This is a genomic window from Stutzerimonas kirkiae, assembly GCF_004327335.1.
Lineage (GTDB): Bacteria > Pseudomonadota > Gammaproteobacteria > Pseudomonadales > Pseudomonadaceae > Stutzerimonas > Stutzerimonas kirkiae.
This window is the reverse complement of the sequence record NZ_QJUO01000025.1, coordinates 19,906-35,089: the sequence shown is the minus strand read 5'-3', so window position 1 is coordinate 35,089 and position 15,184 is coordinate 19,906. Positions and strand designations below refer to the sequence as shown.

General features: G+C 64.1%; 11 protein-coding genes. 2 read left to right on the top strand and 9 right to left on the bottom strand.

Annotated elements, in window-relative coordinates; genetic code table 11:
* Window positions 1–6: 6 nt before the first annotated feature.
* Genes DNJ95_RS13775 through DNJ95_RS13760 form a run of 4 tightly spaced genes read right to left on the bottom strand, consistent with a single transcriptional unit; the run spans window position 7 to window position 3,121 of the window.
* The gene (locus DNJ95_RS13775) at window positions 7–522 is read right to left on the bottom strand and encodes a DUF3299 domain-containing protein (RefSeq protein ID WP_131185304.1); all 516 of its coding nucleotides are present in this window, start codon (window positions 520–522) and stop codon (window positions 7–9) included.
* A gap of 8 nt (window positions 523–530) precedes the next feature.
* Window positions 531–1,796 (bottom strand): ABC transporter permease, encoded by a 1,266-nt coding sequence (locus tag DNJ95_RS13770; RefSeq protein WP_131185303.1) that lies wholly within the window; start codon window positions 1,794–1,796, stop codon window positions 531–533.
* A gap of 2 nt (window positions 1,797–1,798) precedes the next feature.
* Window positions 1,799–2,524 carry an ABC transporter ATP-binding protein gene (locus DNJ95_RS13765; RefSeq protein ID WP_131185302.1) on the bottom strand — a complete coding sequence of 242 codons (726 nt, stop codon included), beginning with the start codon at window positions 2,522–2,524 and terminating at the stop codon, window positions 1,799–1,801.
* Between the two features lie 33 nt (window positions 2,525–2,557).
* Window positions 2,558–3,121: a DUF2796 domain-containing protein gene (locus tag DNJ95_RS13760; protein WP_131185301.1), complete on the bottom strand. Its 564-nt coding sequence runs from the start codon at window positions 3,119–3,121 to the stop codon at window positions 2,558–2,560.
* A 287-nt stretch (window positions 3,122–3,408) separates the two neighbouring features.
* On the opposite strand from DNJ95_RS13760, the gene DNJ95_RS13755 reads away from it, so the two are divergent.
* Window positions 3,409–5,013, top strand: a complete 1,605-nt coding sequence (locus DNJ95_RS13755; RefSeq protein ID WP_131185300.1) for an EAL domain-containing protein — start codon at window positions 3,409–3,411, stop codon at window positions 5,011–5,013.
* 93 nt (window positions 5,014–5,106) lie between these two features.
* Here DNJ95_RS13755 and DNJ95_RS13750 read toward each other — a convergent pair whose 3' ends face one another.
* Together DNJ95_RS13750 and rarD are read right to left on the bottom strand one after the other, a co-directional pair.
* Complete coding sequence (locus DNJ95_RS13750; RefSeq protein ID WP_131185299.1) at window positions 5,107–7,281, bottom strand: malate synthase G; 2,175 nt, start codon at window positions 7,279–7,281, stop codon at window positions 5,107–5,109.
* A gap of 492 nt (window positions 7,282–7,773) precedes the next feature.
* Complete coding sequence (gene rarD / locus DNJ95_RS13745; RefSeq protein ID WP_131185298.1) at window positions 7,774–8,670, bottom strand: EamA family transporter RarD; 897 nt, start codon at window positions 8,668–8,670, stop codon at window positions 7,774–7,776.
* A gap of 530 nt (window positions 8,671–9,200) precedes the next feature.
* On the opposite strand from rarD, the gene katG reads away from it, so the two are divergent.
* Window positions 9,201–11,423, top strand: coding sequence for a catalase/peroxidase HPI (katG, locus tag DNJ95_RS13740; RefSeq protein ID WP_131185297.1), 2,223 nt, complete (start codon window positions 9,201–9,203; stop codon window positions 11,421–11,423).
* 95 nt (window positions 11,424–11,518) lie between these two features.
* Here the strand turns inward: katG and DNJ95_RS13735 are convergent, their stop codons facing one another.
* From DNJ95_RS13735 to argE, 3 genes are all read right to left on the bottom strand, one after another.
* On the bottom strand, window positions 11,519–12,247 hold the full coding sequence (locus tag DNJ95_RS13735; protein ID WP_131185296.1) for a 16S rRNA (uracil(1498)-N(3))-methyltransferase: 729 nt from the start codon (window positions 12,245–12,247) through the stop codon (window positions 11,519–11,521).
* Between the two features lie 250 nt (window positions 12,248–12,497).
* Window positions 12,498–13,796, bottom strand: a complete 1,299-nt coding sequence (argA, locus tag DNJ95_RS13730) for an amino-acid N-acetyltransferase (protein ID WP_131185295.1) — start codon at window positions 13,794–13,796, stop codon at window positions 12,498–12,500.
* Window positions 13,797–13,805: 9 nt separating this feature from the next.
* Window positions 13,806–14,972, bottom strand: a complete 1,167-nt coding sequence (argE, locus tag DNJ95_RS13725) for an acetylornithine deacetylase (protein WP_131185294.1) — start codon at window positions 14,970–14,972, stop codon at window positions 13,806–13,808.
* Between the last annotated feature and the right edge of the window lie 212 nt (window positions 14,973–15,184).

Below are 15,184 nucleotides of genomic sequence, written 5' to 3'. Positions count from 1 at the left end.
TGTCACTCACCTGGGCAATTCGTAGGGATAGATCTTCTGCGCTTCCATGCGATAACCCGCTTCGGCCAGTTCGCTGCTGGCATGTTCGACCCTGAGCGGCCCTTCGATCCAGAACGGCTGGTAGAGCGCATCGACCCGTACGCCCAGTTCGCTGAGCGCATGCACGATCTGGTTGGAGGGTGGCGGCGGTACATGGATGCAGGCGCCGAAGTAGGGCACCAGCAGGAACTCGGTGACGCGGCCTTCCTCGTTCATGTCCAGCGGGACTATATAGCCGGGTAGCTTCACCTGGGTGCCATCGAGGGCCTCGACCACTGGTGCCGCAGGAGATTGCTGCTGCATGGCCGGGCCGCTCTCGGCGATCAGCGCTTCGGCCAGGCGCGACAGGTCGTGGATTGGGATGGGTGGCGGCGGCGGGGGCGCGCCCGGGGGAATCAGCTCTTCCCAGGTCAGTTCGCGAGGTTCGGCCGCCCAGAGCATGGGCATGAGCAGTAACAGCAGGATAGGCAGAATGCGTGGCATGGGGCCTCTCACAGGCGAATCGATAGACCGTCGGCCAGCGACTGTCGGTAGGCGCGCCAGGCCGGGATGCCGCCGATCGACAGGGCGGCGAGCAGAATGCCGCCGAGCAGTTGCCATTCATACAGGCTGGGCAGGGCGAGTGGCAGGTAAATGCCGTAGAGGCTCTGTAGCGGACCTTGCGCAAGGGCGATGCCGAGGTAGAGCAACGACAGCCCGAGCAGTATACCGGCCAGCGCGATGCAGAAGGCTTCGGCGAGCAACAGGCTGGCGATATGCCAGGGGCGTGCGCCGACCGAGCGCAGGATCGCCATTTCCCGGCGCCGTTCGTTGAGGCTGGTGAGAATGGCCGTGAGCATGCCGACCAGGCCGACCAGCACCACGAACAGCGATACGATGAACAGGGATTTTTCCGCCGTGCCCATCAGGCCCCACAATTCCTGCAGGGCGACCCCGGGCAGGATCGCCAGCAGCGGTTCGCCGCGGTACTGGTTGATTTCCCGCTGCAGGGCGAAGGTGGCGATACGGCTGTCCAGGCCCAGCAGGATGGCGGTGATCTGCCGGGGTTGCAGATCCATCTGGCGTGCCTGCTCGGCGCTGATACGGGCATTGCCACGGGCCGGCATGCCACTCTGCCAGTCGATATGCAGGGCCTCCATTCCTTCCAGGGAGATGTGCAGGGTGCGGTCTACCGGCGTGCCGGTGCGCTGCAGGATACCGACGACACGGAAAGGCTTGTCGTCGTGCTGCACCAGGCTGACGCTGGCCACGCCGTGGGCCAGGACGATTTCCTCGCCCAGGCCATAGCCCAGTGCGGCGGCCACTTCGGCGCCGAGCACCACTTCGAAGGGGTCGTCGCTGAAGCGCCGTCCTTCGAGGAGTGCCAGCGGGGTCTGGCGCGCGTAGCGATAGTGTTCGAAATACCCGGTGGTGGTCCCCAGCACCCGGTAGCCACGGTGCGAATCCCCCAGGGAGATCGGTACGGCCCAGGCCACGCGTGGATGTTCGGCGATCTGCCGGTAGCTGTCCCAGCGGATGTTGTTGGTGGCGTTGCCGATGCGGAATACCGAGTACAGCAGCAGGTTGATCGACCCCGAACGGGCGCCGACGATCAGGTCGGTGCCGCTGATGGTGCTGGCGAAGCTGGCACGGGTTTCCGTGCGTATGCGCTCCACCGAGAGCAGCAGGCAGACCGAGAGGGCGATGGCGAAGATGGTCAGCAGCGCGGTGAAACGGCGATTGGCCAGGCTGGCCAGGGCGAGTCGCAACAGGTACATGCTCAGGTTTCCCGTGGCTGGCTGGCGCGGTTGAGGTCGTCCAGCGACAGGCTGCGGTCGAACAGTGTCGCCAGGCTCTGGTCATGGCTGACGAACAGCAGGCTGGCGTTGGCGCTGCGGCACTCCTCGAACAGCAGGTGCAGGAAGGTTTCCCGGGTATCGCTGTCGAGGGCCGAGGTCGGTTCGTCGGCGATCACCAGCTCCGGCTGGCCGATCAATGCCCGTGCCGCGGCGACCCGTTGCTGCTGGCCGATGGAGAGGGATTCCGCGCGGCGGCGGTGCAGTGCCGGCGGCAGGCCGAGATGTTCCAGCAGACGGCTGGCGGCCTGCTCCGGGCTGCCGTGGCGCTGGCAGGCCCGTGCGTTGCGCAGGCGCGAGAAATGGCAGGGTAGCAGTACGTTTTCCTGTACCGAGAGAAACGGCAGCAGGTTGAATTGCTGAAAGATATAGCCTGTGTGATCGACCCTGAAACGGTCCCGCGCCCCGGCGGATAGCCGGCCCAGATCCTGCCCCAGTAGCCGGACCTCGCCTCGGCGCGGGCTGCTCACGCCGCCAAGCAACCCCAGCAGGGTGGTCTTGCCGCTGCCGGAGGGGCCCTTGAGGAACAGGCTTTCACCCTGGGACAGGTGGAACGCGGCAATGTCCAGGAGCGTCGCCTGGCCGGGCCAGGCGAAGTCCAGGTCGTCGATTTCCAGCACTGCTCGCGCTGTCGGTACGGCTTGATGCATGGGGGCGTGTCCGGCCTGAATGTGCGAAGCCTATCAGAATGACAGGCGGCTTCTGCCGGGGATTGTTTCCAGTCCTTGCTGCCCGGAAGGCCCCGTCAGTTGCACGATGATCTTCTCGGTGCCGGGGAAGGTCTTGAAAAAGACATCCAGGTCGAGCGTGCGCAAGGTATCCGGCGCCTGGCACTGGAAGCTGTAGCTGGCTTCGATATCGTTGTGCGCATGGCCCTTTGCATGAGCATCGTGGTCATGGTCATGGAAAAGGGGGCTGTGCAGTCGCTGCGTAGTCAGTGTGCAGCCTGCCTGTTGCGGCAGTGCGAAAAGCCTGTCGGGCGCCAGCAACTGCTGGCGTGCCTGTGCCAGGGTGGCGCGTTCGCTGTCGTTGCCGGGCTGGTGCTCGAAGCCGATCAGGTTGATGGCCGGGCTGTTCAAGGCGATATCCAGGCGTTCGCCTTCCAGAGCGATATCCAGGGTGGCGACGCCGTGTTCATGCGTGCCCAGGCTATCGTGGTCGTGGTCGTGGTCGTGGTCGTGGTCGTGGTCGTGGGCATGGGCGAGCGTCAGGGGGAGCAGTGCGAGGACGAAGGCTAGGGGGTTCATGGTGACTCCGTTGGATGGCTTTTGATTACGTTATAACAAGTTGTCGCGGGTGTCATGTCCAGTGGGCCCTGCCATCACGTTCACCATGGGTACAGTGCTTCGATAAAGGCGCTGCAGGCTGGAGCGCTGGACGAAAAGCATTGGCAGCCGCCGTTTTTCGTTCAGCTATCGGCTTTGCAGTATTTTATCGAGGCGCTGCGCTGTCGATTATCGTCAATGCTCGCTAGCCATTCTTGTGCCATCATTTACGCATAGCTCTCGGGAGGTGCCCGGCTGGCGGGGCAAGCATGAGGAAGAAAGACCTGATCGGGTGGTCATATGGACTGCCGTTCGCTGCGTTGCTGCTGGGAGGCGTGCTGGCTCTGTTGGGGGCGCAGATGATCCTTGTAAAGCAGGATCGTGAGCGGCTCGATGAGTATGCCAGTGGCTTGCTGGATAGAGCGCGGGAGGTCGCCATGGTCAGTGCCGACCTGCTGGCGCTGGTCCAGCATTCAGGCAATGTTCCCTGTTCGAAGGATGATATCGCCGAGCTGCGTGTGCTGGCGTTCCAGTCGCGTCTGCTACGCGATGTGGGGCGGGTCCGTGACGGTCGCATCATTTGTACCGCTGGCTGGGGGGACCTCGTACCCCCGGTTACGCTACCGCCCTATCGGTTGGAAACCGCGCGAGGTGTCAGGCTCTGGACCTCTGTCGGGAATATCGTTGATCCGCGCATCGTTGCCGACATGGCAGGGCAGGGTGATGTGATCGTATTCACCTCGCCGAATGCCTTCGAACTGTTCGAGCATCCTCCCGCCGGGATCGGGGCTTTGGTGACCAACAGTGATAGTGGCTATGTTTTCCAGCGTTTCGGTGATGTACGGCACCTGGAAGGGGGCAAGGAGCAGTACTCCATGCTTGGCCGCAGCCAGACCCTGTATCAGTGCAGCCCGCCAGGTGGGGTGGATGTCTGTGTCACTGCTGGTTATCACGAGATCAATATCCTCAAGCGACCATTGCCACTGCTGGCCGGGGTGGCCGGGCTGGGAGGCCTGGCGGGTGTCGGGCTGGGCCTGGCGCTGGCTTCCTGGCGGCGGGAGCGGCATTCGCTGGCGATGCAATTGCGCCGTGCGCTGTTGCACGGCGACCTGCATATCCACTATCAGCCGCTGGTGTGCCTGCGCGACCGGCGAATGGTCGGTGCCGAGGCGTTGGCGCGCTGGGAGGATGACGAAGGCGAGGGTGTCAGCCCGGAAGATTTCATCCCGATGGCCGAGCATATGGGGCTCATGAGTTCACTGACCCGGCAGATCGTGCGCAAGGCCCTGGACGGCGTGCGCGAGCGGTTGGTCGATGACAGCGGCTTCTATATCAGCATCAACCTGACCGCATCCAATATCGCCGATGCGGAATTCCACTTATTCCTGCAGAAGGAACTGGCGAGCCGTGGTATCTCCCCCTGCCGGGTGGTGCTGGAAATCACCGAGCGCTCGACGGCCAAGCACTGCCACTTGATCGAAGGTATCGAGGCGTTGCGTGCCCTTGGCTACCGCATCTATGTGGACGACTTCGGTACCGGCTATTCCAGCCTGTCGTATCTGGCCGATCTGCCCATCGATGCCATCAAGGTCGACAAGATGTTCACCCGCGCCATCGGCAGTGGTTCGGCTACGGAGCGGATCGTCGAGCAGATCTGTGCGATGGTCGGCCCCCTGGGGATCGGCCTGGTGGTCGAGGGGATCGAAACGGAGCAGCAGGCGGCCTACGTGCAGGCTATCGTGCCGGAAGTGATCGGGCAGGGCTGGCTGTTCGGCCATCCGGTAGCGGCGGATCGGTTGGGGGAGACCGAGGTGACGGGAGAGAATACCTGCGGCACTTCCGCTTCCGACGCTCCCGAGGGTCGGGACTGCTGACCCAGGCATTGCGCCCATAAAAAAGCCGCGCCCTTGTGGGCGCGGCTTTTGGGTCCATGGCCCGCTCGTGTGAGCAGGCCATGGCTGCGAGGATTACAGGCCGTTTTTGGCCTTGAACTCGCGGCGACGACGGTGCAGGACCGGCTCGGTGTAGCCGTTCGGCTGCTTGGTGCCTTCGAGGACCAGCTCCAGTGCGGCCTGGAAGGCCACGTTGTTGTCGAAGTCCGGAGCCAGCGGGCGGTAGAGCGGGTCGGCGGCGTTCTGCTTGTCGACCACCAGCGCCATGCGCTTGAGGCTTTCCAGCACCTGCTCGCGGCTCACCACACCGTGGCGCAACCAGTTGGCGATATGCTGGCTGGAGATGCGCAGGGTGGCACGGTCTTCCATCAGGGCGATATCGTTGATGTCCGGCACCTTGGAGCAGCCGACGCCCTGGTCGATCCAGCGCACCACGTAGCCGAGGATGCCCTGGGCGTTGTTGTCCAGCTCGTTGCGCTTCTGCTCATCGCTCCAGCCGGTGTCCGGTGCCAGTGGGATGCTGAGGATGTCATCGAGGGAAGCCGGCTCGCGCCTGGCCAGCTCGACCTGACGGGCGAACACGTCGATCTTGTGGTAGTGCAGCGCGTGCAGGGTGGCGGCGGTTGGCGACGGCACCCAGGCGGTGTTGGCGCCGGCGTTCGGGTGACCGATCTTCTGCACCAGCATTTCCGCCATCAGGTCGGGCATGGCCCACATGCCCTTGCCGATCTGTGCGCGGCCCGGCAGGCCGGTGGCCAGGCCGATATCGACGTTGTTGTTTTCATAGGCGGCGATCCACTTGGCGCCCTTGATCTCGCCTTTGCGGATGAACGGGCCGGCTTCCATGGACGTATGGATTTCATCGCCGGTACGGTCGAGGAAGCCGGTGTTGATGAACACCACGCGCTCGCGGGCGGCCTTGATGCAGGCCTTCAGGTTGACCGTGGTGCGGCGCTCCTCGTCCATGATGCCGACTTTCAGGGTGTTGCGCGCCAGGCCCAGCACATCCTCGACACGCGCGAACAGTTCGCTGGCGAAAGCGACCTCTTCCGGGCCGTGCATCTTCGGCTTGACGATGTAGACGCTGCCGGTGCGGCTGTTCACGCGGCTGGTGTTGCCCTTGAGGTTGTGGATGGCGATCAGGCTGGTGAACAGGCCATCGAGGATGCCCTCGGGCACTTCGTTGCCTTCGCGATCGAGCACCGCGTCATTGCTCATCAGGTGGCCGACGTTGCGGATGAACAGCAGCGAGCGGCCATGCAGGCTGAGCTGCCCGCCGTTGGTGCCGGTATAGACGCGATCGGGGTTCAGTGCGCGGGTGATACGCTTGCCGCCTTTTTGCAGTTCCTCGACCAGGTCGCCCTTCATCAGGCCCAGCCAGTTGCGGTAGACCAGGGTCTTGTCATCGGCATCGACGGCGGCGACGGAGTCTTCGCAGTCCATGATGGTGGTCAGTGCCGATTCCAGCAGCACATCCTTGACGCCCGCCGCGTCGGTCTTGCCGATCGGGCTGTCGCGGTCGATCTGGATTTCGAAGTGCAGGCCATTGTGCTTGAGCAGTACCGCGCTCGGCGCGCCGGCTTCGCCCTGGTAGCCGAGCAGTTGGGCGTTGTCTTTCAGGCCGCTGGCGCCGTCTTTCAGGGTGACTTGCAGTTTGCCGCCCTCGATACGGTAACCGGTGGCGTCGACGTGGGAGCCACTGGCCAATGGCGCGCTCTCGTCGAGGAAGGCACGGGCGAAGGCGATGACCTTGGCGCCACGCACTTCATTGTAGCCGGGGCCCTTGCTGGCACCGTCTTCTTCGGAGATCGCGTCGGTGCCGTACAGGGCATCGTACAGCGAGCCCCAGCGTGCGTTGGCGGCGTTCAGCGCGAAGCGCGCGTTCATGATCGGCACCACCAGTTGCGGGCCGGCCATACGGGCGATTTCGTCGTCGACGTTCTCGGTGGTGGCCTGGAAGTCCTCGGCCTCGGGCAGCAGATAGCCGATTTCCTGCAGGAAGCTCTTGTAGGCCGCGGCATCGTGGGTCTGGCCTGCCCGGGCCTGGTGCCAGGCGTCGATCCGTGCTTGCAGGTCGTCACGCTTGGCCAGCAGGGCGCGGTTCTTCGGCGCCAGGTCATGGATGAGTTGTGCTGCACCGGCCCAGAAGGCCGAGACATCGACACCGGTGCCGGGAATCGCTTCATTGTTCACAAAGTCGTACAGGACTTTGGCGACCTGCAGGCCACCGACTTCAACGCGCTCAGTCATTACTCGCCTCACTTTATTCTTCAATTCCCGCGTGGATCTTGCGTTTTGTAGTCCGCGCGAAGAGATACTACATGATGGGATATGGAAAAGCAGTCCGGCATCCATCGATGTTTTGCCATAACCATGGCGGAACGGGTTTCGTCGCGAATCGGGGCATGCTCCGGTCGTGCCCGGGCGATGCCGTATCGCATGGGAACGGGCGCGGTCCGCGCACCGATACGCCAGTGGAGCCGGTGATCCGCTGGCGCATGCTCCCCTGGAATCGCGGGGGATGACCGCAGGGGCAGGAGGTTCGCAGGGCCGGTTTTTCACTTGTGGCGAGTCGGCTGCCTGGCGAATGCGATCTATACCGATTGCGCCGTTCGACTGTCAAATAGGCCTTGGTAGTAGGCGGGCGATCGCACTACGCGTTTCGGCCCATTGCAAAGTGCGCTGGAAAGCGGAAACGGGGGCTGCCCGTGCTTGCGTCCGGCGTTCCAGCCTTCAGCTCTTTTATCGAAGGGCCTTGTCGCTGCCCCTGCGCAACCACCGCCAGATGTCGTAGCTGTAGATGGCCAGGCCGCTCCAGATAAAGAAGAATGCCAGTTGTCTGTCCGCCGGGAAGGCTTCGTCGAATACCCATACGGCGAATACCAGCAGCAATGTCGGGGCGATGTATTGCATGAAGCCCAGGGTGGAGTAGGGCAGGTAGCGCGCCGCGGAGTTGAAGCACAGCAGCGGGATGATGGTTACCGGGCCGGCGGCGATCAGCCAGAGTGCCTGCGGTCCATGCCAGAAAACGGCCTCGGTGCTGGGGCCGGAGCCGAACAGCAGCAGCCAGCCCAGAGCGACAGGTAGCAGCAGCCAGGTTTCCACTACCAGGCCGGGCAGTGCGGCGACTGGAGCCATCTTGCGCAGCAGCCCGTAGAGACTGAAGCTAAACGCCAGTAGCAAGGCAATCCAGGGCAACTGGCCCAGCATCAGTAATTGCAGCCCGACGCCGGCGGCGGCCAGCAGGACTGCGGCCCATTGCAGCGGGCGCAGACGCTCACGCAGCACCAGCATGCCGAGCAGCACGTTGACCAGTGGGTTGATGTAGTAGCCCAGGCTGATCTCGATGATATGCCCGTTGTTCACCGCCCAGACATAGATCAGCCAGTTGCCGGCGACCAGCAGCCCGGAGATGACCAGCACGGCGAACCGCCGGGGGTGGGCGGCCAATTCACGCCACCAGCCGGGGTGTCGCCAGAACAGCAGCACCAGTGCGCCGAACAGCGCCGACCAGATGGCGCGCTGGGCGATGATTTCCAGTGCGCTGAATGATTCCAGTGTCCTGAAATAGAAGGGGAAGAGCCCCCATAGGGTGAATGTGGCGAGAGCCAGCAGATAACCTTTGCGCAGATCGCTCATGATCGGTCCGTATGTTCGAGCGGTCGGTAATTGTGCGCCCGCGTGGCGGGCTTGTCTGCGTACAGTCGCGAGTTGCCAGGGCGCAACAGTCGGCCTTTGCTGGCTTGTTCACCGAAGGCGTGCACAGACTTGTGGATAAGTTGGGGAGGCTATCCTGCAGGCCTTGAGCGGCGCTTATCGGCGCTGGGTGATCAAGAAACGAACAGCATCAGTCGACTTGTCAACAAGGATGGGGGATGGCGCTGTGGATAACCTCTGGGTGAACGGCTGCAGGCCCGTCGCGCCGCCTGTCCCGGCTATGCGACTGTTTTTTGAGCAGATTCCGGTGTCACGGAGTATCGGCCAGAGTGGTGAGGGTGTTTTATCCCGTGCCGGTCGTGGCCTGCTTCCCGATCCATGGAAAGGTAAAAACTATTGGCTTGTTTGTTTTAATAAATTATCCCGTTAAGCCTTCTGCATTCTAGACTTGCCCCATGACTATCCCTTTATATGGGATGGCTGTTGAAGATTCGATGATGAGGAGATAAGAGATGAGTCAGAACACTGAAGGGAAGTGTCCGTTTTCGGCTGGTTCGTCCGGGAATGCCCCGGTGCATAGCATTGGCGGCGGTACCGGCAACCGCGACTGGTGGCCGAACCAGTTGCGCGTGGACCTGTTGAGTCAGCACTCGTCCAAGTCCAATCCGTTGAGCCAGGATTTCGATTATGCCGAAGCCTTCCAGAAAATCGACTACGAGGCGTTGAAGAAGGATTTGCGCGAACTGATGACCGACTCGCAGGACTGGTGGCCCGCCGACTTCGGTCATTATGGCCCGCAGTTCATCCGTATGGCCTGGCACTCCGCCGGTACCTACCGGGTCGGGGACGGTCGTGGCGGTGCCGGTCGTGGCCAGCAGCGTTTCGCTCCGCTCAACAGTTGGCCGGACAACGTCAACATCGACAAGTCGCGTCGCCTGCTGTGGCCGATCAAGCAGAAGTACGGCCAGCAGATTTCCTGGGCTGACCTGCTGATCCTCACCGGTAACGTCGCGCTGGAAACCATGGGGTTCCGTACCTTCGGCTTTGCCGGTGGCCGTGTGGATACCTGGGAGCCGGACCAGGATGTCTACTGGGGCAGCGAAACCGAATGGCTGGCCACCAGCGACAAGCCGAACAGCCGTTACTCCGGCGATCGCGAACTGGAGAACCCGTTGGCCGCCGTGCAGATGGGCCTGATCTACGTCAACCCGGAAGGCCCGGACGGCAATCCCGATCCGCTGGCGGCGGCCCGCGATATCCGCGAAACCTTCCGCCGCATGGCGATGAACGATGAGGAAACCGTCGCGCTGATCGCTGGCGGCCACACCTTCGGCAAGAGCCACGGCGCTTCCGCCGAGTCGCACAAGGGGCCTGAGCCGGAAGCGGCCGGTCTTGCAGAGCAGGGCCTGGGCTGGAAGAGCGATTTCGGCAGCGGCAAGGCCGGTGATGCGATCGGCAGTGGCCTGGAAGTGACCTGGACCACCACGCCGACGCGCTGGAGCAATGACTTCCTGGAGATTCTCTTCAAGTTCGACTGGGAACTGAGCAAGAGCCCGGCCGGTGCACACCAGTGGGTGGCCAAGAACGCCGAGGAAATCATTCCCGACGCCCACGACAAGTCGAAAAAGCGCCTGCCGACCATGTTCACCACCGACCTGGCGCTGCGTTTCGACCCGGCCTACGAGAAGATCTCGCGGCGTTTCCTGGATAACCCGCAGGCCTTCGCCGAGGCCTTCGCCCGCGCCTGGTTCAAGCTGACCCACCGCGACCTCGGGCCGAAGTCGCGCTACCTGGGGCCGGAAGTGCCGAAGGAAGACCTGATCTGGCAGGACCCGCTGCCGCCGGTCAACCATCCGCTGATCAGCGATGCGGATGCCGCGGTGCTCAAGGTGCGCATACTGGATTCCGGCCTCTCGGTTTCCGAGCTGGTTGGTACGGCCTGGGCCTCGGCTTCCACCTTCCGTGGCGGCGACAAGCGCGGCGGTGCCAATGGTGCGCGCGTTCGCCTGGCGCCGCAGAAGGACTGGGAGGCCAACCAGCCCGAGCAACTCGCCAGGGTTCTGGCGGTGCTGGAGGCCATTCGTGCCGAGTTCAATGCGGGCGCCACTGGCGGCAAGCAGGTGTCGCTGGCCGACCTGATCGTACTGGCGGGCAACGCTGGCATCGAGCAGGCCGCGAAGCGTGCCGGCCATGATGTGAACGTACCTTTCGCGCCTGGCCGCACCGATGCCACCCAGGAGCAGACCGATGTCGAGTCCTTCACTTTCCTGGAGCCGGTCGCCGATGGCTTCCGCAACTATCTCAAGGGCCGCTACAGCGTACCCGCCGAGCATCTGTTGATCGACAAGGCGCAATTGTTGACGCTGACCGCACCCGAGTTGACCGTACTGATCGGCGGACTGCGGGCGATCAATATCAATGTCGGTGGTGCCAGCCACGGTGTGTTCACCGACAGGCCCGGCGTGTTGAGCAACGACTTCTTCGTCAACCTGCTCGATATGGGTACGGCGTGGACGGAAGTGGCGGGCGACCCGAACCTGTTCGAAGGGCGTGATCGCAAGACCGGCGAACTGAAGTGGAGCGGTAGCCGCGTCGACCTGGTGTTCGGCTCCAACTCCATCCTGCGCGCGCAGGCCGAGGTGTACGCCAGCGCCGATGCACAGCGCAAGTTCATCGAGGACTTCGTCGCGGCCTGGACCAAGGTGACCAACCTGGATCGCTTCGATCTGGCTTGATCGCGGGGCTTGAACGAAAAGGCCGGGCAGCGATGCCCGGCCTTTTCGTTGGCGTTGTCCCGTATCCGAGTGAGCGGCGGTGCGGGCAGGCGTACCTATGGCTGGTCGGAGAAGTCGCCCCACAACTGCTGTGCCACGCTGAGGGCCACCACCGGTGCGGTTTCCGTGCGCAGGACACGGGGGCCGAGGCGGGCGCAGTGGAAGCCGTTGCGCTGTGCCAGCTCGATCTCGCTGTCGCTCAGGCCGCCTTCGGGACCTATCAGGAAGGCCAGGCTGGACGGGCGCGCATGGCTGGCCAGGGGCTCGGCGACCGGGTGCAAGAGCAGCTTCAGTTCGGCCTGCAGGGGTAGCCATTGCGCCAATGCCTGTGGCGGATGGATCTTCGGCACCACCGAGCGCCCACATTGCTCGCAGGCGCTGATGGCGATCTGGCGCCAGTGGGCCAGGCGCTTGTCGGCGCGCTCGTCGTTCAGGCGCACTTCGCAGCGTTCGCTGACGATGGGGGTGATTTCACTGGCCCCCAGTTCGGTGGCCTTCTGGATCGCCCAGTCCATGCGCTCGCCGCGCGACAGGCCCTGGCCAAGGTGGATATGCAGGGGGGATTCCGGTTGGCCGGCGAGTTCCTCGACCAATGCCACGCTCACCCGTTTCTTGCCGGCTTCCAGCAGGGTGCCGAGGAATTCCCGGCCACTGCCATCGAACAACTGCACGGCGGCACCGGCCTGCAGGCGCAGGACCCGGCCAATGTAGTGGGCCTGTTCCTCCGGCAGTTCGTGCTGGCCGAGGGCAAGGGGGGCGTCGATGAAGAAGCGGGACAGGCGCATGGTGGTGTTCTATCCAGGGCGATAGTCGGGGGCGAGTCAGCGTAGCGCTATCCTGGCAAAGGTCAAATGTGGGAAAGCCGATAAGAGCGCTATAGGCTGGAAAGCAGGACGAAAAAAGCAGGAAAGTCTTGACCGCGTTTTGGCGTCGGTGCGCACACTGTCCAGCCAGCCAGCCAGCCAGCCAGCCAGCCAGCCAGCCAGCCAGCCAGCCAGCCAGCCAGCCAGCCAGCCAGCCAGCCAGCCAGCCAGCCTACAGCGCTTTCTCGAATATCTTCGAGTTACGCTGGAAGTTGTACAGCGAGGCGCGAGCCGCCGGCAGGCGTTCGATGCCGCTGGGGGAGAAGCCGCGTTCGCGGAACCAGTGGGCGGTGCGGGTGGTGAGCACGAACAGGGTTTTCAGCCCCAGGGCACGGGCACGTTCTTCGATGCGTTCGAGCAGTTCGTCGCCGCGGCCGCCATGACGGTATTCTGGATTCACCGCCAGGCAGGCGAGTTCGCCGGTGTGGGAGTCCGGTATGGGATAGAGCGCGGCGCAGGCGATGATGCGTCCCTCGCGTTCGACGATGCTGAACTGTTGCACCTCGCGCTCCAGCACTTCGCGGGAGCGGCGCACCAGGATGCCCTGTTCTTCCAGCGGTGTGATCAGGTCGATCAGGCCGCCGACATCCTCGATGGTCGCCTCGCGCAACTGCTCGAACTGTTCCTGCGCCACCAGGGTGCCGCTGCCGTTGCGTGTGAACAGTTCATTGAGCAGGGCACCGTCGGCGGTGTAGCTGACGATATGGCTGCGGCGCACGCCGCCCTTGCAGGCCTGGGCCGCGGCATCCAGCAGTTCGGCCTGGTACTGGCTGCCGAGGCGTTCGATATGGCCCGGCACCTGCGCCGGACGCAGTTCGCGCACCAGTTGGCACTGCTCGTCGAGCAGGCCGGTCTCGGCACCGTAGAGCACCAGCTTGTCGGCCTGCAGGTCGATGGCGGCGCGGGTGGCGACATCTTCGCAGGCCAGGTTGAAGATTTCCCCGGTGGGCGAATAGCCCAGTGGCGAGAGCAGCACGATGGTGCGTTCGTCGAGCAGGCGGCCGATGCCCTTGCGGTCGAGCCGCCGCACTTCGCCGGTGTGCTGGTAGTCGATGCCATCGACTACGCCGATCGGCCGCGCGGTGACGAAGTTGCCGCTGGCCACGCGCAGGCGCGCGCCCTGCATCGGCGAGGTGGCCATGTCCATCGACAGGCGTGCCTCGATGGCGATGCGCAAGTGACCGACGGCGTCGATCACGCAATCCAGGGTCGGCGTATCGGTGATGCGCAGGTCACGATGGAAATGTGGCAGCAGGCCTCGTGCCTGCAGGTGCGCCTCGATCTGTGGGCGTGAGCCGTGCACCAGCACCAGGCGCACGCCCAGGCTGTGCAGCAGCACCAGGTCATGGACGATATTGGCGAAGTTCGGGTGAGCGATACCGTCGCCGGGCAGCATGACCACGAACGTGCGGTCGCGGTGTGCGTTGATATAGGGCGTGGAGTCGCGTAGCCAGGAGACGTAGTCGTGCATGGTGGTCCTTCAGGGATGAGCCGCAGCCTCGGCGGGCGTCAGGCAGTAATGTTCGATCATGCGCCGCAGCAGCTGTACCGTCGGTTCGATGCGGGCCAGGTCGAGATACTCGTCGGGCTGGTGGGCGCAGGCGATGTCGCCGGGCCCGAGGACCAGCGCCTGGCAGCCGAGCTGTTGAAAATAAGGCGCTTCTGTGGCGAATGCCACCGCCTCCGCCGGGTGCCCGGTGAGGCGTTCGGCGAGGCGCACCAGTTCGCTGTCGGCGGCCTGCTCGAAGGCGGGCACGCCGGGGTACAGCGGCTTCAGCTCGATGGCGACCTGGTGGCGTTCGGCGATCGGCAGCAGGCGCTGGCGGATGGTCGCGCGCAGTTGCTCGCTGTCCATGCCCGGTAGCGGGCGCAGGTCGAATTCCAGGGCGCACTGGCCGCAGATGCGGTTGGGGTTGTCGCCGCCGTGGATGCAGCCCAGGTTCAGGGTCGGCTTGGGCACGTCGAACAGCGGGTTGTCGAAGCTCTTCTGCCATTGCCGGCGCAGGCCGATCAGTTCGCCGAGTACGCTGTGCATGGCTTCCAGGGCGCTGTGCCCGTAGGCCGGGTTGGAGGAATGGCCGCTCTGGCCGAGGATGTCGATGCGCTCCATCAGGATGCCCTTGTGCAGGCGTACCGGCCGCAGCCCGGTGGGCTCGCCGATCAGCGCGGCGCGACCGAGCGGGCGGCCCGCCTCGACCAGCGCGCGGGCGCCGGACATCGAGGTTTCCTCGTCGCAGGTGGCGAGGATCAGCAGGGGCTGCTGGAAGGGTTGGTCGAGCAGCCCGCGCACGGCCTCGATGACCAGGGCGAAGAAGCCCTTCATGTCGCAACTGCCCAGCCCGTACCAGCGATCGTCGGCTTCGCGCAGGCGCAGCGGGTCGCTGCTCCAGAGCGGCGCGTCGAACGGCACGGTATCGCTATGGCCGGCCAGTACCAGCCCGCCAGGCCCGCTGCCGCGGCTGGCCAGCAGGTTGAACTTGCCCGGTAGCACCTGTTGCAGTTCGCAGTCGAAGCCGAGGTCGCGCAGCCAGCCGGCCAGCAGCTCCACGACCGGCAGGTTGCTCTGGTCGTGCTCGCGCTGGGTGCTGCTGACCGAAGGGGCCGCCAGCAGGGCTGCGAATTGCTCTTTCAGCGAAGGAAGGGGCATGCGGGCGCTCCGGAGATGGCCCTTGATCATAGCGCAAAGAGTGGTTGGAAGAAGCTGGAAGCCATCAGGGCGACAGGGCGATTGCGCCATACCGTCATTCACTGGAAAGGAGCTTCGACAAAAGCGCTGGAGGCTAGGTGTTTATTGACGTTTCGTCGCGACAATGCGCTTGCGACGAAACGTCAACAGGCCCTGGAAAGCTGGACGAAAAA